The 19,911-nt window shown below is 34.0% G+C and carries 16 protein-coding genes and 1 pseudogene; 2 read left to right on the top strand and 15 right to left on the bottom strand.

The window, feature by feature from the left end:
• Positions 1-538: 538 nt before the first annotated feature.
• On the top strand, positions 539-1,450 hold the full coding sequence (locus IGJ53_RS15675) for a ParA family protein (RefSeq protein WP_016631595.1): 912 nt from the start codon (positions 539-541) through the stop codon (positions 1,448-1,450).
• A gap of 1 nt (position 1,451) precedes the next feature.
• A complete protein-coding gene (locus tag IGJ53_RS15670; protein WP_025481679.1) occupies positions 1,452-1,826 on the top strand; it encodes a hypothetical protein in 375 nt (124 codons plus the stop codon).
• Positions 1,827-2,104: 278 nt separating this feature from the next.
• Here IGJ53_RS15670 and IGJ53_RS15665 read toward each other — a convergent pair whose 3' ends face one another.
• From IGJ53_RS15665 to IGJ53_RS15595, 15 genes and pseudogenes are all read right to left on the bottom strand, one after another.
• Positions 2,105-2,188 carry a putative holin-like toxin gene (locus tag IGJ53_RS15665; protein WP_219336905.1) on the bottom strand — a complete coding sequence of 28 codons (84 nt, stop codon included), beginning with the start codon at positions 2,186-2,188 and terminating at the stop codon, positions 2,105-2,107.
• Positions 2,189-2,320: 132 nt separating this feature from the next.
• A pseudogene (locus IGJ53_RS15660) lies at positions 2,321-3,643 on the bottom strand (C39 family peptidase).
• A 237-nt stretch (positions 3,644-3,880) separates the two neighbouring features.
• Entirely contained in the window at positions 3,881-4,069 is a 189-nt protein-coding gene (locus IGJ53_RS15655) for a hypothetical protein (protein ID WP_438750785.1), read from the bottom strand.
• Entirely contained in the window at positions 4,066-4,413 is a 348-nt protein-coding gene (locus IGJ53_RS15650) for a hypothetical protein (RefSeq protein WP_438750783.1), read from the bottom strand. The genes IGJ53_RS15655 and IGJ53_RS15650 overlap by 4 nt, the downstream gene beginning before the upstream one ends.
• Positions 4,406-5,731, bottom strand: coding sequence for a Y-family DNA polymerase (locus tag IGJ53_RS15645; RefSeq protein ID WP_438750781.1), 1,326 nt, complete (start codon positions 5,729-5,731; stop codon positions 4,406-4,408). The genes IGJ53_RS15650 and IGJ53_RS15645 overlap by 8 nt, the downstream gene beginning before the upstream one ends.
• A 466-nt stretch (positions 5,732-6,197) precedes the next feature.
• Positions 6,198-6,479, bottom strand: a complete 282-nt coding sequence (locus tag IGJ53_RS15640) for a TfoX/Sxy family protein (protein ID WP_438750779.1) — start codon at positions 6,477-6,479, stop codon at positions 6,198-6,200.
• Between the two features lie 474 nt (positions 6,480-6,953).
• Entirely contained in the window at positions 6,954-8,426 is a 1,473-nt protein-coding gene (locus tag IGJ53_RS15635) for a helix-turn-helix domain-containing protein (RefSeq protein WP_438750777.1), read from the bottom strand.
• Positions 8,427-8,597: 171 nt separating this feature from the next.
• Entirely contained in the window at positions 8,598-10,118 is a 1,521-nt protein-coding gene (locus IGJ53_RS15630; protein ID WP_438750775.1) for a peptidoglycan DD-metalloendopeptidase family protein, read from the bottom strand.
• Positions 10,119-10,382: 264 nt separating this feature from the next.
• On the bottom strand, positions 10,383-10,592 hold the full coding sequence (locus IGJ53_RS15625; protein ID WP_438750773.1) for a hypothetical protein: 210 nt from the start codon (positions 10,590-10,592) through the stop codon (positions 10,383-10,385).
• Positions 10,593-11,651: 1,059 nt separating this feature from the next.
• Complete coding sequence (locus IGJ53_RS15620) at positions 11,652-13,226, bottom strand: immunoglobulin-like domain-containing protein (protein ID WP_438750771.1); 1,575 nt, start codon at positions 13,224-13,226, stop codon at positions 11,652-11,654.
• Positions 13,227-13,536: 310 nt separating this feature from the next.
• Complete coding sequence (gene wecB / locus IGJ53_RS15615) at positions 13,537-14,679, bottom strand: non-hydrolyzing UDP-N-acetylglucosamine 2-epimerase (protein WP_438750769.1); 1,143 nt, start codon at positions 14,677-14,679, stop codon at positions 13,537-13,539.
• Positions 14,680-14,705: 26 nt separating this feature from the next.
• Complete coding sequence (locus IGJ53_RS15610) at positions 14,706-15,707, bottom strand: nitroreductase family protein (protein ID WP_438750767.1); 1,002 nt, start codon at positions 15,705-15,707, stop codon at positions 14,706-14,708.
• 1 nt (position 15,708) lies between these two features.
• The gene (locus IGJ53_RS15605) at positions 15,709-17,214 is read right to left on the bottom strand and encodes a lipopolysaccharide biosynthesis protein (protein WP_438750765.1); all 1,506 of its coding nucleotides are present in this window, start codon (positions 17,212-17,214) and stop codon (positions 15,709-15,711) included.
• Positions 17,215-18,369, bottom strand: a complete 1,155-nt coding sequence (locus IGJ53_RS15600; RefSeq protein WP_438750763.1) for a polysaccharide pyruvyl transferase family protein — start codon at positions 18,367-18,369, stop codon at positions 17,215-17,217.
• A gap of 445 nt (positions 18,370-18,814) precedes the next feature.
• Positions 18,815-19,885, bottom strand: coding sequence for a glycosyltransferase family 4 protein (locus IGJ53_RS15595; RefSeq protein ID WP_438750761.1), 1,071 nt, complete (start codon positions 19,883-19,885; stop codon positions 18,815-18,817).
• Between the last annotated feature and the right edge of the window lie 26 nt (positions 19,886-19,911).

Below are 19,911 nucleotides of genomic sequence, written 5' to 3'. Positions count from 1 at the left end.
AATTGTATTGAAAAAGAGAACACATGCCAATTCTAAAAATTGTTCTGTGTTCTCTTTCAATATTCGGCTTAAATTTCTGTAAAAAACCTAGAAAACTATAGCTCTATCTATTGAACTGCTCGCTCCAAATGTGCTATAATTTAAGCACATTTTTAAACAATAAAGTAGTTATCCAGACTACTTAATTATTTATTGAGACGAGCGCGAACACATGAGTCCGTTTCATGTGATTCAGAAAATATTGATCCGACCAAAGTCAATATTTTCCGTCTCTATTTTTTTATGTATTTTTTCGTGAATTACGATATCATATGATTAAGTATTTTGTAAATAAAAATCTTTGTCTAAAACTAAACTACAATATTTAGTTTACTTTGTAAAGAAAATATCAGCTTCTATTTATAATTTATAAATTATAAAATATAAATTGCAAATTATAATTGACATAGAGAATACTTGTGATACAATATTACTGTAAATATTTATAATTTGTATTTTATAAATTATATTTTATATTTTATATTTGGGAGGTTAAAATATGGAATTAACGCCAGAAAATTTAAAAAATGTACTTGATTACAAAAATGTTGTTAATCGTCCTTTAACTATTACCGTAGCTAATTCTAAAGGGGGAGTCGGTAAAACAACTATTATTCGATATCTAGGTTATGTGCTAGCAAATATGGGATTTAAAGTTTTAGTAGTCGATGCTGATCCTCAAGCAAATACAACTAAAACTATGTTGTTAACTAAGAATTATCACTCCAAAGACGATGAAATATTTATTATTGATAAAACTATGTTAGCTGGAATAGTTGAAAGAAATTTAGAACAATTAGTTGTTCCAATAATTGAAAATTTATATTGTATTCCATCACATATAGACTTTAAAAATTTCCCTAAATATCTTACTAAATTATATGGAGACGCCATTGAAGGTATAGATGATAATTATTTTGAAGTAGAGAAAAATAGAATCTCCGTTTTAAAAGACTTATTACAACCTATAAAAAAAGACTATGATTTTATATTAATCGATACACCGCCAACTATGTCAGATTTCACTAGAAATGCTGCCTATGCTTCAGATTATATTATTATGGCGTTCCAAACTCAGTCTGATAGTTTAGATGGTGTTTCTGATTATATAACCGAAGAAGTAACTCCACTAGTAGAAAAATTTAACTGCAAAACTGAAATTGTCGGAATTTTACCTAATCAATTAAGTAAGGGAAGTATAGATCAAACAGTTGTTAAAGACGCTATTGAACAATTTGGAGAACAAAACTTATTTGACAACATACTTCCTTTCGTAAAAAGAGTACAATCTACACCTAGAACAGGATTAAACACAGACACTTATTGGGATAATTTAGCTTATGAAGAAGTCTTTGTTCCTCTAGCTAAAGACTTTATTCACAGAATTAAATTATTTGAAGGAGAAAACTAAAATGACTGATAACAGACCAGGGTTCTTTTCAAAGTCCAAACCAGATACTTCTTACAAATCAATTCCTAAACCTAAATCAGCTTTTACCTCTGACAATTCAGAACTACTAGAAAATATACATGTAGAAGAAGACGTACTAAAAATTAATAATAAATCATTAGGTATACCTGCTATTGTTTGGTGTGAATTTACAGCACTATTAGACGCAACTCCTGACAATGATTATACTTATGAACTTTTAGAAGAACTAATTCACGAAAGAATCTCACGATTCAATCATGAAGAATTACAAACTTATAACAGAATATTAGATAGAAAAAAAGAACAAGAGAGAGAAAAAATTTTTAAAAAGAATAAAAAGAAAAGGAAGAGTTAAATCTTCCTTTTTACAATTTATAAAATATAAATTATAACTTATATTTTATAAAAACCCTGAATATGTCTTTTCTATTTTATAGAACAATAAAAAAGTATTTACGAGCATTATATACTTTTTCAATATATTTGCAACTTTCACACTACTTTGCTATACTTATGATAAGAAAAAGGAGCTATGCACTAACATAGCCCCCTATGTAGAACCGTTAAAAAGACGGTGACAGTTATTAATTGTTTTTTCAAACCATCTAACGCCCTGTCAAAGTGTTTAGATGGTTATTTTTTGTCCTTATGGTCAATTATCAGCAAAACTAACGTCGCAAAAGCGATCATCAGTTGAATTGCTTCAAAAGTTGACACTTGCTTACTCCCTTCTAGGGATAAAGCTATGAACCATAGGCATCACCCCTTTATTAAGAGATTAGCCACCATCGTTTTACTTTTCTACCGTTCAATTATAGCATATCTAATCGTTCATGACATTGCTATTCATTAACGAACAACAACCGCATATTTACGAGCATTATAGATATTCTCGAATGTCGTACGACTCATCCAATAAGAGCCACTGATTGGATCAGACACATGTACCTGATTACTTCCTTTATTGTACCCGTCAAGTGTCACTGCATGGTTATTATTGACCGCTGCACCAAAACTCCAATTTCCCCAGCGAACTGGTTGGAAGTTAATAGTTACCCATGCAACCACAGGATTTCCGTTCTTCACTTCATTAAGTAACGTATTCATAGAACTTCCTGAAATATTTTGTACATTCCCATATTTTTGTCCCCAAGTAGTCAATGGAGCAGGGTAGATAGCAGAATATGTGCATGAATTTTCAACAAACGGACTGCCAACAAATCCATTATTTGGATTGCCATTCGGTGACTTAGGTATCGTATTCAAGAATTGTCTCAAACTCCAGTTGGTTAACTTTCCTTTATATTGCAAAGCCTGCAAGAGAGAAGCTCCTTCACAACCGCTAGGCGCACCTAACGCATACTGATTATAGTTTTTCACACCCAATAATTTATAATCATCGTTGCTTTGCTGACCATTTCCAACTGCATACCAACCTACATCTTCGTATTTCCAATCTTGTTTGGTAATCACACGTTTTTCGTTCTCATCTAGCGTATAATGGTGCCAATTAACTTTTTTATTGTACAAACGACTGACTGGAATCCCATTCGCTCCTTTGTACGAGTACCAACCAATTCCTTCATATGTCCAGCCTTATTTTGTAATGCTATCTCGCTCTTTCGCATTTAACGTATAGAAATGCTCGCCGTTATAGCGATTGTATAAGCGATAAACTGGATCACCACTTGTGGGCGCCTGCCAACCAATTCCTTCATAATTCCAACCGATTTTTCTCAAATGATCTCGTTCTCCAGTATCTCGTGTGTAAAAATGTTCTCCACTATTAGGGTTGAATAGACGATACATAGGAATTGTTTTAACTGCAGCTCTTGAACTACGGCTCATCGAACCATCCATTAGTGCTTCTTTTGGTGCTTGTGTTGTATTCGCTTCACTTTGTCCTGCTTTTTCTGGCGCTTCCAGTATAACTTCTTGTCCATTAATAATTGCTGTTTGTGGTTGTTCTACATTACTTGTCTCGTTAGTAGTTGTTGTTTCCATTGAAGATTGTGTCTCACTGATCACTTGTGTATCTTCAGTAGAAATCCTCGTTTCTTCAGTAACAACTGTGGAATTTTCTGTGTTTATTTCCTCTGCAGATACAGATTCCCCTACACTAATACTAGTCAATACACTAATACTTGCCAACAAAAAAAGATAACGCTTCATTGTTCCCTCATAATAAAAATAATTTTACGATAAAATTATACCGACTAAAAAAAAATGGATTCAATATTTATGAAGAAAAACAAAAAACTTCTGCCTATTATGGACAGAAGACTGCAAAATATTGAAAAGTTTGGGAACAACGACAGAACATCGTTGATAATGAGAGTATATCAAATATTCTAAAACACTGCAATATCTCGTACTTGCCTAAAAAATCAATTACATGCTTTCATGGATTTAATAGGATAATCGCCCATATGGATATACATAGTATTGATCATCATGATATCTTGAACTTGCAGCAATATAGAAACTGAAGCAATCTACACCAACATCTTTGATTAATCGCTGACCATAACCCCAAATATCTTCTAATAACTGATCAAAAGTAATATACCCTAACTCATACTGCCGAATGATATTCATAATTGACTCCATTTATCTAACTCTTGAATCTCAGCATGTCGAATTTCATCATAATGCAGCTTATAATCACCGACAAAGATTCCAAGCTCATCATGCCCTTTGATTTTACCAATAATATCATCAGGATAGTAGCCTTCAGAATCTCGTTCTTCTTTCTGGATACAAACAACTTTTCTTTTAAGGACAGCAACGTTTAACACTTCCGTAATTTCTTCAGTCGTCATCTGTTCCTTGGCCAAGTTTTGATTAGCTCGTTGCTCGACGTCAGCATCGATCTTTTCTGTGTGATCTGAAAGAGAAAATCCAGCCCATTTCAAACGTCCTCGATCGTTATAATCAATCATTATTAAGCCCTCCGTTTCCGCCTGGATGCCCACCAACTAACGTACCTCTAGTAATACTACGTGCGCCTTCTAACTTAGAAGAAGCGTGAACAATTGCCGTAAACCCATATTTCTGTCGAATCTTGTCTATAATCTTATCAAGTTTCTCCTCATTAATCTGTTGTTGTGGATCACTAAACAAATCTAGCTGAAGAGAATCAGTATAAACCAGCTTACTGTAAGTAATTCCAACGTGCCTTACTTCTTGTCCTTCATAATATTTGTTGAATAGATAAAGGCAATAGTACTGAAGCTCTTTCGTATTATCAGTGAGTGGGATTTTCATTTGGTGCGAAAACCCTGACTTTGTTTCCATGATCGACGTCCCTATATACAAGCGAACACAACCAGTCTTGCACTTATGCTGTCGAATACGTGCAGCAACTTGTTCCGCCATTTCCTTCACCACGATCTCAACTTCTTCTTTCCTTGTATAATCCTTTGGTAGGACCTGAGAATTACCATAAGATTTCTCTTTGGTTGGTTCTGGTGATTCTGCAATATCTGTCCGATCAATGCCAGTTGCGTGAAAGTATATTTGCAATCCAATCACACCTAATTGCCTCTTGAGCGCGTATGGGTCCCAATTGGCTAAATCTTTAATACTCAAGAATCCCATATGATTCAGTCTTTTTTTCATTCGTGAGCCAATCCCCCAAAAGTCCGTCATATCTTTAATCGTCCAAATTTTTTCTGGCACATTTTGATACGTCCATTCCGCAACAAATCCCTTATTATGCTTAGCTTCATTATCTAAGGCAAGTTTAGCCAAAAGTGGATTGTCCCCGATCCCGACAGTGGCGATCAAACCAGTTTGACGGTAAACGTGTAACTGTATCTGTCTTGCGAGCTGTCTGCGTCTCTCACTTCTTGTACCAGGTGTCGTAAATAAGTTCAGCGATTTTGTTCCCTTTAGAATCGACTCATCGATCGAATAAATCAATAAGTCTTCATCTGCGACGTACTGACGAAAAATACTGTTTACTTCCATGTTTTTCTTTATATATAGGTTCATTCTTGGTGGGACAATGTGTAATTCTTTAGGAAAAGGCTGTGGTAGATCCCGTGGTCTGCTGACATTAGAAATACCATATTTCTTCTTTGCAGCTGGTGAAGAAGCTAAAATCAACCCTGATCCAGTATTATCAGCTCGACTCATGACAACTAATTCAGTCGTTAATGGATCTAAATTTCTTTCTACACATTCGGCACTAGCGTAAAAGCTTTTCATATCGATTAAAAAGTAATCATTTACTGGCTCTTTTGAATAATCCATCATAAATAACACTCCATTCTTCCATATTATACAAACGTATGTTCGATATTGTAAAGAATAAATAGCTAAATACATAAAAAAAGAAGCATAGGCATACTATTACTCTGCTTCTTCTTATGATTTGTATGATCAACTTATTCTATCCATTTTATTAATTAATTTGAAAATCTAATAAAAACTCTCACTCTAAAAAAGTGAGAGACTGCAAATTAGAGCACGGACTTTTTTGGAGTTCCGTTACTTAATATTAACAAATGAATAAAATCCTTACAACATTTGAGAATAAGTTATCAGTAGATACTTACAAAATATTCTCATACTATTTCCTCCATCATTAGTTTTTGTCTATATAAGATATACCCTTATTAGACACTAATAATACACAGAAGGGATCTATGATATTTAATTGGGTTACTCAAATCGAGTGAAAATGCACTTTAAAAATCAAAAAGGCAAAATAATAAATCTTTTATTTCTTATTTTGTTCTTCATTTAATTTATTGTATAGTTTTACAAAATTTTTCAATTCATTTTGTCTCATTTGATCTATTAATGTTTTTTTTACTCCTTGAACTGCACCTTCTAAAGCTAATAATCGATGCAAACAAGCAGAAGGATCTATTTCTTTGATTTTTAACCATGCTTGCTCTGCTCCGAGTTTTTTTAATTCTTCGATTGTATATATTTCTACTGCAGCTAATTGTTTTTCAGTTTTCTTACCAATGTTAGGATAATCGCTTAACTTTTTCATAAAACCACCTTAGTACATCTTTTTATATTTTATTCGAATCTATGAGATTAGTTTAGTTAAATGTATTACCACGAAAATATAATCATGAGTAAAGAAAATTTCTCCGTGGCAATACACATGAAAGATGTCACATAACTAAATAAGGGTGAAAGTACAACTCTTCTCTCCCATATTAAAAGTAAATATTCAAACACTTTATAAAATGATCACCTCCTTAAATTTTCTTATATTGACGATTTTTTATATAACAGGACCGACAACAACATTTTCCTCCTTTAAAATTAAGATGGGTATAATATGATTTTATATATTTGACAGCGGAGACCCCATCTAAATGAAATCCTATAGGAAATTGTTGATCTTCAGTAGGTACTTTGGAACATTCTCTTTCATGTACGACATAGTTTTTTCTATCAACAATATAAAAAGGCATTGCTTTTCCTCCGTTATTTCTTTTTTAAATGACAACTAATACTAGTAGGCATATCTATTGCACGTAATTCCTTTCAAATCGTAGCCAAATAAACGTTCTCGTATTATTTGTAGTTCTATCAAATCAAAAACATACGAAATTTTTAATTTTAAACATGGTAATCTTTTTAAGATTTCATACTCAGTATCATATAAAACTAAATCATTTGAAGCATAAGTAAATAATTCTTTATTGGGATTAAATTGTTGAATACAAACAATATTTCCATACTCTCTAACCAAAATTTCTTTTGCTAATAAATAGTCAGTATAAAAACTTGTCAGTAGATAAAGATTCTGTGGACGTTTTATTTTACTTAATAAAAAGTATATTTTTGACGTAAAATATTTAATGTGATTGTCGGAATATTTTAAATCTAACCTCGTTAAATTATTCCATTCCAAAAATATGTTTTTTATTCGCAAACAAATATCTACAGGTACTTCTGCAATATTTCCTAGCTCAAAATGTTCCTCTGGAATCAAAATTTGTAAATTTAATATACATTTTCTCAAAAATGAAATAAGTGTAGCCTCAAAGAGCTTTTCTCCCCCTAAAGGCATATCAAATTCTTTTTCAAATAATAAAACTAAATCTTTATATAACAGTTTAGGAGAATGAGAAATAAGATTTACATAACTTTGATAGTTCTCTAATATCTCAGTTTCATCAAAATAATTAGAATTCATAATATTAAATATTAAAACAAAGAAGAAAATTTCTTCTTCGTTTGCTTGACCATGTAATTCTTTTTCTAAAAATAATATAATGGGTTGAGCTAACCGCTCATATACTTCTGTGGTTCGTAAGACATTTAAAGCATTTTCATCAAAAGACAATTTTTTTTTATTTCTTCGATTAAAGTGTAGTTGAAACAAGATACTAGCATATTGTTTAGAATAATTAGAAAGCAAACAAACTTCTACTTTTTCAAATTCTTCAAATAATTGAGAAAAAACAAGTTGATTATTCATAGAAATAGAAACAAATTCTTCGTCCAGTTTCATTTGAAAGAATGTCAACAAAAATCGTAAACGACATTCATCTGTTTCCCCTGATGAATTTAATACTTGTACCTCTTTGAGGTAAATAATAACCTCATCTCTTAAATAATAAGCTTTTGATTTCGAAATAAATTCTTGATCCGCAAACTGATTTACTTCTTTAAAATTATATTTTAAAAAATAACAGCAAGCTCTTATAAATAGAGAATCCTTGTATATTTTTTTTAGGTAATCTACTTTATTTCTCTTCTCCTTAATAGCAATACAATAACCATTTGAACTAGAAAGAATCAATGGAGTGTCTTCTAAACAATAATATACATTAATAAATTTAATATCTGATTTAACAGTTGTAGTAGTTACTTTCAAGTACTCAGCTAATTCAATTGAAGTCAATTGCTGGTTTTCCCATAGTAAATTGATAATTGAAATTTTACGTATTAAATCTTTCTCCATATATTTTTCAAACATACGTCCCCACCTTTCCTATTTTTGTAACAATAACTACAAGTATAATAAAAAAAAAACATCCAGCTTTTTTCCTAACATATTTACTTACAAATAAAAATATTTGTATTATATATTCCTTCAAATGGTTGTAATAAAAGAAGGAAGCAGATTAATGCCTCCTTCTTTTATCGTTTATTTTTCTATAGTATTTAAAACATCCATTGGATTCCTTAACTGAGATTGAACTAAACTATTATCTACACAAAATTCAAAATGCAAATGACTGCCTGTGCTATTTCCTGTAGAACCAACATATCCAATGATTTGACCTTGTTCGACTTTATCCCCAACTTTTACTTGATATTCTTGTTGGTGCGCATATAAAGTGGTGTTACCATCTTCATGTTCGATGGCCACAACATTTCCCCAAGAAGGATAAAATTCTGCTTTAATCACTACACCAGATTTACTTGCATAAATAGGTTCGCCTTGTGCTGCTGCGAAATCTACTCCGCGATGAAACTCTCCTCCCCGTTCTCCGAAAGGACTTGAAATCGTATAGTTTTTCATTGGCACGATATAGCCTTTTTGGCTTAATTCTGGCCCAGCTATTTCTTTATCATATTTTGTTAAATCATAAGTTTCAATCAAGCCATTTAACTTTTGATCATATTTCGTATCAGTGGCATAACGCCCCGTTAAAAATCTGGTTGCTTCTTGATAAGTTTTGGCATTCGTTTTCCATACACCATGGTAATAATCACGATTTCCAGTTAGTCCTTCTTTAAGAAGTTTTGCATAGTCGTTTAAACTCTCTTCGTAATTCTTATACTGTCTAAAACTTGCTCGTATAGTATAAAGTTCTCCGTTTCCTACATCTTCTTGTGTCGCAAAAGAAACACTTTTTCCGTTAAATTCTCCTTTAATACCAAATAGATTATAATTCGGCGCTTGAGCCAATGCACTTTGACCACTTGCAGATTCTAAAACAGCCTGAGCGATCATCACTGAAGCATATAAATTGTTTGCTTTCCCCACTTTTCTTGCTGATTCCCCAATTTTACGAATAAAACTTTCCACATTTTTATTCTTTTCAAAATGAATAGCCTCATAAGATTCTTCGTTTTCAGTCACCACAATCTTCGAAGTTTTTTCTATGAATGAATTCGTTTCTTCATTGTTTTTGTTTGCTTGTTCCACTTGCAACGGTTCCTCTTTTTTTGCTTGTGATTCTGTGGAATAACTTCCTGCAAACGGAACTTGTTGCGATATTTCTTTGGGTTTAGTCTCTACAGGCTTTTCTGGTCGGCTGACTTCTTGATTATTTGTTGGCTTTTTTGTGGCATTTGGCTTTGTCACTGGTTTAGACTCTGAAGGTTTTGTTTGCTCTTGATTCAAGTTTGAATCAGAAGTACTAGGAATTGTTTCTTCTGGTCTCGAATCAGTCGATTGAGTATTATTGGTCGAAGAGTCGGTTGTACTATCCGTTGTTTCCTTTGTTGGTTGATCACTATTGCTCTCTGATGTATCTGTTGTTGTGGTTTCTTCCAACACTACATTCAAACCCTCATTTGCTGCATTTTCCGCATCGCTTGTCGTTGATTGTTCCGTCAAAGCATTAGTTTGTTCCTCTTCTGCTAAAATTATTGGAGAACAACTAATGAATTGTCCCAATAATAAGGCTGTCGATAATAATATACTTGTTTTTTTCATTCTTTTCCCTCACCTTAATTTCTACCTTTAATGTGATAAAAAACTTCGAAAAGCATTTTATATATCTGATTTATATACTACATGTTTGATTCCAATTATATCTGATACAATCACTATCTTTTCATACTTATCATGAATGATATAACCAGTAATTTTTTCACCAAATATGGTCGTGTAATTTTTCATTTTCACTTGCATTAAATTCAATAGTGACAATTAGATTTAGGATATCTAATTGTCACTATTTTTCCTTCCTTTCTTTATTCATAATCTTTTTAAAAGCTGATTCCCTGATTCACTCAGATAAAACTTATCTCTTCCATTTTTGTAAACATAATGATGGTGTACTAGAAATCTAAACCATTTATTTTTATTTGTAATCGAACCACTTACTTTTAAACAAAATTCCTCATAAGTAATTCCCTTTGCATACCAGATTAATTTAAGATATTCCTTTAAATCTTCATTCTTCAATATAATTTCTCCTTCTTTCCGACAGCTATTGCAAAGAATTATTTATAAAAGGGAGAATACAGGAAAAAATTATCCATAGAAAGTTCTTTCCTGTACACATTACGAATGATATATCTATTTTACTAATATCCTCTGGATATAAATTCCAATAAAATTAAATTCAAAAGAAATTATTTGAAAACTTATCTATATTGATAACAATTTCATTATTAGAAATACAGTATCATTTTTCAATTTAAGTGATCTTTTGAAACAAAATTATCAACAAGTGTTAACGTAATTGTTTATTCTACAATTAATAGATTGTTTTTTCATCATTGATATTAATCTCAAAATAACCTATATAGTTAAGTACTAAACGTTTAAACTGCGAATATCATTCACAATTAAACGTTTGTCTAGAGTAAAAAAGCTCTATACTTTTTGATGCTGATGAAACTCGCCAACAGCTTTTTTTAGATGTAAAAAGGTTATAAAAAAAAGAGAGAGAGACAAATTGATAGAATTAAGTTGTTAAAAACAAATTCTATCAAGAAAAGCTATCTCTATGGACTATCATGCTAAAAAATTACTTGGTTTAACAGATAATCATTTCCCCTACAAATTGGCTTTCAGAGGTATTACATCTTACGTGATTCATGGACACTTTGATTACACTTCCTCTTATTGTATAAAATGTAGGATTAAAAACGAAGGCCCAGTAATTAAATAAGTATTCTTATCTATTAGATAGCTCACGCTATCGTTACAATTATTCTTTTAAACGTCCGCTGAAAAAGCCATTATCGATGAATTACTAGCTACTACGTTGAAGCTGGCTTATGACACCTGTCAATTCCTTATCTATCACTATAAACAAAAAAATACGAGCTACTTTTTTGAAATGGTTAATACCTTAACCACACAGCTTCCTGAGTGGTTTCGCAAGAAACTCACTTTCTTAATAAATACTTGTAGAAGAGCCTATAAAAATAGATCAGACTAAGTAAGCAATTACTTAGTCTGATACTCATTTGTTAAAATCTAATATCTGTTCTATTTAATCCAAATCACCTAACTTTATTCTACATTTTTCAATACTAAACGATTGTCTTCCATTTTATACGTATACGTGTGTCCTGCTTTAGATTTTAATTCCGCATCATCATTTGTAGTAAATCTGTACCCTGTTCCTTCTGCATGATACATCACCACTGTACTACCTTCTGGTATGTCATACGTACCCAAATCGTGATAACTAACTTTGTCGTTTCCTTTCCAACCTTTTTGGTAAAGTGTTTCTCCATTAGAACCAGAGACATTTACTGAAAAATAAATAGCATTTCCCCAATAATCGTGCATCGTATGAGCAGAAGATGTATTTTCTTTAATATTCATTTTATGATCCTTCACTGTAATCAATAATTTATTTTCACCAGAAGGATACTTTATACCTAAAATATTAAACACCTGTTCCACAGAAATAGTCACTTTTTGGCGTCCGATTTCTTGATAATTCTTATCAAAGATCACTACTTCGACATTGTCTCCAGCTTTTAGGTCTTTCCCAACGTAGTAGTTGATTTTTCCTTGTGCCAAGTCTTTAGGGTTCACTAAAGCTTTCTTCTCCCCATTTACTTCTGCTCGGATAAATGCTCCATTGATCCCATTATAACTTCCTGTGATGGTACTGCTTTTTCCTACTTCATAAGAATCTAATGTCAACTGTGCAGCCACATGTTTTTCGAATGTCACTTTTTGACGCCCGATTTCTTGATAATTCTTATCAAAGATCACTACTTCAACATTGTCTCCGGCTTTTAAGTCTTTCCCAACGTAGTAGTTGATTTTCCCTTGTGCCAAGTCTTTAGGGCTCACTAAAGCTTTCTTCTCCCCATTTACTTCTGCTCGGATAAACGCTCCGCTGGTCCCATTATAGCTTCCTGTGATGGTACTGCTTTTTCCTACTGTATATGGATCTAGCGTTAATTGTGCAGCTACATGTTCTTCGAGTGTCACTTTTTGACGCCCGATTTCTTGATAATTCTTATCAAAGATCACTACTTCGACATTGTCTCCGGCTTTTAAGTCTTTCCCAACGTAGTAGTTGATTTTCCCTTGTGCCAAGTCTTTAGGGCTCACTAAAGCTTTCTTCTCCCCATTTACTTCTGCTCGGATAAACGCTCCGCTGGTCCCATTATAGCTTCCTGTGATGGTACTGCTTTTTCCTACTGTATATGGATCTAGCGTTAATTGTGCAGCTACATGTTCTTCGAGTGTCACTTTTTGACGCCCGATTTCTTGATAATTCTTATCAAAGATCACTACTTCGACATTGTCTCCGGCTTTTAAGTCTTTCCCAACGTAGTAGTTGATTTTCCCTTGTGCCAAGTCTTTAGGGCTCACTAAAGCTTTCTTCTCCCCATTTACTTCTGCTCGGATAAACGCTCCGTTGGTCCCATTATAGCTTCCTGTGATGGTACTGCTTTTTCCTACTGTATATGGATCTAGCATTAATTGTGCAGCTGATTTCTCTACAAGATTTGTCGTTTCTACTGTCGACTCTTCTGCAAAACTAGAAAGAGTATGCATGCCTGTTGCTCCTAACACAGTAGTAGAAATCATCAAAAATGCTATTCCTTTTTTGTAATTCATTTGTTTCTCTCCCCCATTTATTTAATGTACTTAAATTATAATATGAAAAATAGAGTTCCCTTCCTGTTTTTTTACCCCCTTCGGTAAAAAATATTATAATTCACAAACATCATCGACAATCTCCTATTTTAAATAGTTGCATTAATCATTGGAATCACCTCCTTCAGGTGTTTCTTAAAGTAACACCTGAAGGAGGTGATTCTTAAAGTAACACCTGACATAAAAATAATATATTCTTATTATCTACAAGTCCTTATTTCTTAATTATCAAAAAAATATTTAGCTACTTAAAATCATTTTATAAATAAATTTATATAGAAGTTGAAAATTCAGAAGGTTTCGTTTTTGTATGTCCAAACATATACAAAAGAAAAGATAAAATCCTTTCACTAGCCTTTCCATCACCATATGGATTAGAAGCTCGTGCCATTAATTGATATACTTCTTCGTCTTCAAGTAATCGCACGACTTCTTGAAAAACAGTCTCCTCTTCGGTCCCAATCAGCTTCAGTGTTCCTGCAGCTACACCTTCTGGCCGTTCAGTCGTATCCCGTAAAACCAATACTGGTACACCTAAAGAAGGTGCTTCTTCCTGCACGCCTCCGGAATCGGTTAGAATAAGAAAACTTTTGGCCGCAAAATTATGAAAATCATCGACTTCCAAGGGTTCGATCAAGTGAACATTATTTATTTCCCCTAAAATTAATTGTGCTTCTTTTCGTACATTGGGATTACAATGCATAGGGAACACGATCTGCACTTCGGGATAATTCATCGCAACTCGAGCAATCCCTCGAAATACTTGTTGCATTGGTTCACCCATGTTTTCCCGACGATGCATTGTTACTAAGATCAGTTTGTCATTCTTATCAGATAGTGCTTCATGCTGATAGTTCTTGTTAATGGTGTAAGCCATTGCATCAATCGCTGTATTACCTGTCACAAACACGGATTCTGGCGAATGATGTTCTTCTATCAGATTCCTTTTGCTTTCAATCGTAGGAGCAAAATAAAGGTCACTGATCACATCAGTTAGCTGCCGATTCATTTCTTCTGGAAATGGTGACCATTTGTTTCTCGTTCGAAGACCAGCTTCTACATGTCCAACCTTTATTTTCTCGTAAAAGGCTGCGACTGCACTGGCAAACGTTGTGACCGTATCTCCATGTACAAGCACAATATCCGGTTTTTCTTTTTTCAGAATCGGTGTCAATCCTTCTAAAATTTTACAAGTCAACTCCGGAAGAGTTTGGTTTTTCTTCATAAGATCCAAGTCGTAATCTGGTGTTATTTTAAATACATCAAGAACTTGATCAAGCATTTCCCGATGCTGTGCAGTTACTGCTACTTTAGATTCAAAACGCTTGTCTTGTTCCAATGCTTTAACCAATGGAGCCATTTTGATTGCCTCAGGTCTCGTGCCAAAGACCGATAATACACAAATACGTTTCATGTTCTTACCTCCTATCCCTCTATTTCTTATATATAAGTCGTTATTTCATCTACACTTAATCTGTGAGATTTAGGTACCTTATATTCTTTTTTAAAATTGCCGACCGTCATATACATAATGAAATTCTCCGCCTCACTGACCGCTAGCAATTGTCTTGTAGCCGCTTCTTTCTTCGGATCAAACATCGTATTCAAAGCACATGCCGCAAGACCTTCATACTCCAGTGCATACAAAAGAGACATCGCAAACAGACCGCCATCTACATATACTTGATTCCGCTCTGTTACATCAATAAAATATCTAGTATCGGTTGTGATCAGAAGCAAGCACGGCGGACAGCTATACCCGTTGAAACCACCTTGAATACGTAATGCCTGCTCGATGACAGATTGATTGCGGATCACTCGTACACGTGTACTTTGCCGATTGCAGACAGACGGAGACTTCGTGGCGATTTCAATCGCTTCATTGATTTTTTTCACGTCTACCGCTGACTCCTGATAATCTCGGACGCTACTTCTGCCGAGAGCCAGCTCTTTGAAATTCTTGATCTTTTTTTCATTGACAGTTTCACATCTGACCTCGTTCATTCCACCGATTTTGAAATCATAACTCAAATAAGTAGTAATGAATTCTTCCGTATCTATCAAACTCTCGATATCGTATCCTCGCGCTTGATGAAGATTGATATACTGGTTCAAGACGGACAAGGCATTCAAATACACGACGTTATACGGATTATATTCTTGAGAATGATAGATCTTGACCAAGTCATATAATTCTGGGACTACTGTTTTGCCGAATCCATAACGTAGATTCTCTCTTGATAAACCCTTCTCTACAGAGTGACTGTAAAATAACAATCGAGCTTTCAGCTGTTCTTCTTCAACGGTATTTTTTCGTGAGAAATTTTTTAAAAACCGCTGCTTGTCCTTTCTGAACAAATAAACACTACGTCCGTAATTTCGTACTGCTTTTAATTTATCTAAAACAGGATACGGTAAACGATTCTTTACTTTATCGTACATCTCATTTCCTCTTTTCTTTTTTAGCAAATATTCGGAGAAACTGCTGGAAAATATGCGGCATGAACAAAAACGTACAGAAACCATAGATGACACAATATCCGCTGCCCACTAAGACGAATGAAAAGATATTCTCTGTACCAAACAAATTCAGGAATACCCTGCCTATCATCACCGACAAAATAACGGGAATCATCCCAGGTAACATCTTCTGCCAAAAGCATTTCATATCCAATTTCATTTTTTTCTGGTAATACCAGTTCATTACCAAACCATAGCCAAATATCAAACTGAAAATATAGCCGACAGTGGCACCATTTATGCCAAACATTTTTACGCAAACTGCCGTGATGCCTATATTCAAAAAAGAAAAGACAGTCAGCATGATTGAACGGAAAAAATGCTGATTACGTGCTTGCTGGATCTCAATAGCGATATTTTGAGATAAAGGGACCACTAATGGAATAACAATCGAAATCAATAGATAATAGGCCTCGTCGAATCCTTTCCCCAGCCACAGATACAAAAATATCTTCCCTAAAAGAATGAAGCCACCCAAAAACAAACCTAAGATCAATACTTGATATTGACCGATCTTGATCATCAATTGTGTCAATTCGCTGCTATCATCTGATTGATGGACGAGGCGATTGACCTTTGGAATGAAAATCGTCGATAACACTTGAGATAACGTTAGGAACAACGCCTTTAATTGATTCACGACAGAATAGACAGCTACTTGTTTGGTGTTTGCCAAAATCCCTAGTGTAAATACCGGGGCACTATCGTTGATTTGATTGAATAATTGGTTGAGAAAAATAAAAAATGAAAAAATACCGACTTCTTTCATAAAAGAAAACTCCAGATTTTTAAAGGAAAACTTCATTTTTATTTTGCTGATACAAAAATAAACATTCGCCAAAAGGCTAACAAATGTGATGGCTATCTGGACCACTACGATTGTGACGACATTTGTACGAAAGCAGAGTAAGACAGGTACCGTCATGACTGGCAAAAGAATGGATTGAAGCATTTGCCTGACTTGTTGGAAAACAAACCGTTCATTCGCTAGGATATTGGATTCGAACGTAGAACCTATGAAAGTTAAAACAACATTCATGATCATAAAAAACATGAGTTTCTTTAGCATTTCTTGCTCATAAACAGAAGACGAGGATAAAAAATGGGCGCTTTTTTGCATTAGAATAGCACCAATCAAACACGCAATCACTGAAATCAAAGTAAAAAAGAGAAGATACGTTCCATTTAACTTACGTATACGCGTTTCTTCTTTTTTTATGGAAAAACCAGTGTAAAATTTGATATAGGCAAATGAAAAACCTAGATTCAGCAAAGTCAGATTACTAATAATCGAGTTAGCGATTTGATACAACCCATATTCGCTTTTACCGAAAAACCTCAAAAGCAGTTGCGTATAGATCAGTAACGAGATGTTTTTGACAATCACAGTCAGATACGATAGGATTATTCCTTTGCTCCTATTCGTCATCTATTTTTCAGCCTTGCTATGATTCAAAATTTTTTGTTCGATCAACTGTCTTCCCCGCTCTCGTACATTTTCCAGTAACCTTTCAGATTGCTCAAAATCGAATAAACTCTCTTTTTCTGTCAGTTCATCTCCTACTGAAACGTTCGCACATTCCATATGAAATTGACGTGTTAGACTTTCGATTCTTGTATAGATTTCTTGGTGATCTGTACGTTCGTAAACAAAGAATGGAGTTTGCATAATGATCGAAAAAACACTCCCGTGAAAAGAATCGGTAAAGACATATTCTGCCTGGGCAATCAGCTCGACGAATTGCTGAGGATCTGCTACTATTCGACCTTCCCCAAATGTATCCCCCATAATCTGCACAATCTGCAATTGTTTTTTCTTTGCAAATCTTTGGATTTCTTCATAAATTTCAGCGGAGAGCTCACTTACAAAGTAAATCAGCAAAAAGCGTGATCCTTTTGCACCTGTAATGCCTAATTCACGATGCCACTCGTCTTTACTCAATAATAACGTTGGATCAGGTGCAACATCTGCATTTTCTCCTGTCAGTTCCTCTACTAACTTTGCACCGGACGCTTCTCTGACAGATAGATAGGCCATTTGCTGTAAATATCGTCTATAGTGATCCTTTAAACCATGTGGTTTTTTTGGCAGCTGTTCAACTCCAAAACTTGCGGAATAGCTGTATCTTTTTTCTTTTGGTATAAAATCTAAAAAATGTGTTGGATCAAACTCGATAATATGAGGATTCCAAACCTGATCACTTCCTACAATAAAGAGATCATAATGTTGTTCTAGGTGGTCTAAGTACTTTTTCTCAACTTTAAGCGTACTGATATTCTTTTGGCTAAATCGGCCAATGATTCCCCATTTTGCTGCTTGCATTGCTCTATAGTTTTTTCTTCTTACGATGCTTGAAGGAGTCATCTTAGAAAAATTTTTCTTCAACATTTGGTTAAAATCGCTTATTCCATGAATACCTCCAATCCATAAATGTTTTTTAAGGTTATGCAACCTGTTCGTTTTAATCTCGATAGTATCTGCTTGTACGTTATAGCTTTCTAGTACTTTCTGCAATGCAAAATTTTGTAGCCGATTCCCATAATTGAACTCACCATTCAATGTGATAATCCCTATTTTTTTCAATCGGATACCCCTTTCTTTATTGTCTTACTTCAAATTTTATAGATTTAATGATCTTTATCGGATTTCCTCCTAGAGTAACACTATCTGAATAGAATTTTCCTGGGACAATGATACATGCAACAACGGTTCGTTTTCCAATCTCTGCCCCAGGTAAAGTAATAGCTTTAGACCCAATCCAGACATCGGCTTCAATGAGTACTCTCGTTACCACTTTATCCTAAATCAGCTTTTTCCTATTCTATTGGAGGAATAGCACGTTTCTGAGTAAAAGATCATAAATCCATCCCATCAGCCTCAGTCGCCAAATCTCCAGAGGTTATAATCCTATTGCAATTACCTATAGAAATTTTGCTTAAATACGAAATTTTTAATTTTGAGTTAATACCATTTTTTCCCACGTAACCAAAAAAGAACGAGATAAAATAATAAATACATTTCATATATACTACCTATTCTCAGAAACTTCCTTGATTTTCTCGATCAATTGTTGATTTACTTTCTTGCTGTCATATTTTTTGGCTGTTTCAACTGCGTGCTGAGAAAACTTTTTCTTTTCTTCAACTGTTAGATTTCTATAGTTTTCAATAGTCATTTCCAATTCTTTCTGGTTGCCGGGAGCAATCAAAAAGCCGTTTTCCCCATCTTTCACATACGTTTTAATCCCGCCTAAGTTGCTTCCGATCACCGGCGTACCACAAGCCATGGCCTCTAACCCGACTAAGCCTAGGCTTTCACCTGCTCGTGTGCTGGGAAAAATAAATACATCAAGACTTGAATAGATGTTGACTAATTCTTTTTGTGTCAAACAATTATGTTTTTCCACGTACGTTTCAAGTCCTAATTCTTTGATCAATGCCAATGCCTCGTCATTTTGTGCGCCGTCCCCCACCATGATCAAACGGATATTTTTGTTATGCTGGATTAGATTTTTGAACGCATGGAGTAGTGTATCCCAGCCTTTTTCTTTATCTATCCTACTGACATAGCCGATCGTGAAGACCTCATTTTCTACTTGCTTGTTTTGGTGATTAAAAAGACTGAAATCAATACCTGCGGATGGAGAAATCCAGATAGGGCTATTTTCCCCATACTTCTCTATAACGACCTCTTCAAAATAACTGGAAGGTACAACCGTCAAGTCAGCTTTTCTGACTAGATATTTAGTTAAAAAATTAGTCTTTTCTTCCAATTTTTTCTCTGGCGTGACATCACTGCCATGAACATTCACGATCAGCTTTGTTGATTTGTTGAACATTTTTGCAAGCAAGATGGGGGGCGCATTATACCCAGCATAATGAACATAGACGACTTCATATTTGCCAAATGCATATTGCCTGAACGTCTTGCCATAAAAATCCAAGTAATTGATGAGTTTTTGCACTTTGCTTGTCGTTTTATGGAGATAGATGATGTCTGTTTTTTCTGATAAAGATAACTGTTCATAAAAATTTTTTACAAATACACCATAATTAGGATATTCTTTTGATGGATACATATTTGACACGACTAATATCATCTGACCAACCTCCTTTTATTCTTATT

The sequence above is a fragment of the Enterococcus sp. DIV1283b genome (assembly GCF_051710965.1).
In the GTDB taxonomy this organism is placed as follows: Bacteria; Bacillota; Bacilli; order Lactobacillales; family Enterococcaceae; genus Enterococcus_B; species Enterococcus_B lactis.
The sequence above is the reverse complement of the archived record's forward strand: the minus strand, read 5'-3'. Positions and strand labels throughout refer to the sequence as shown.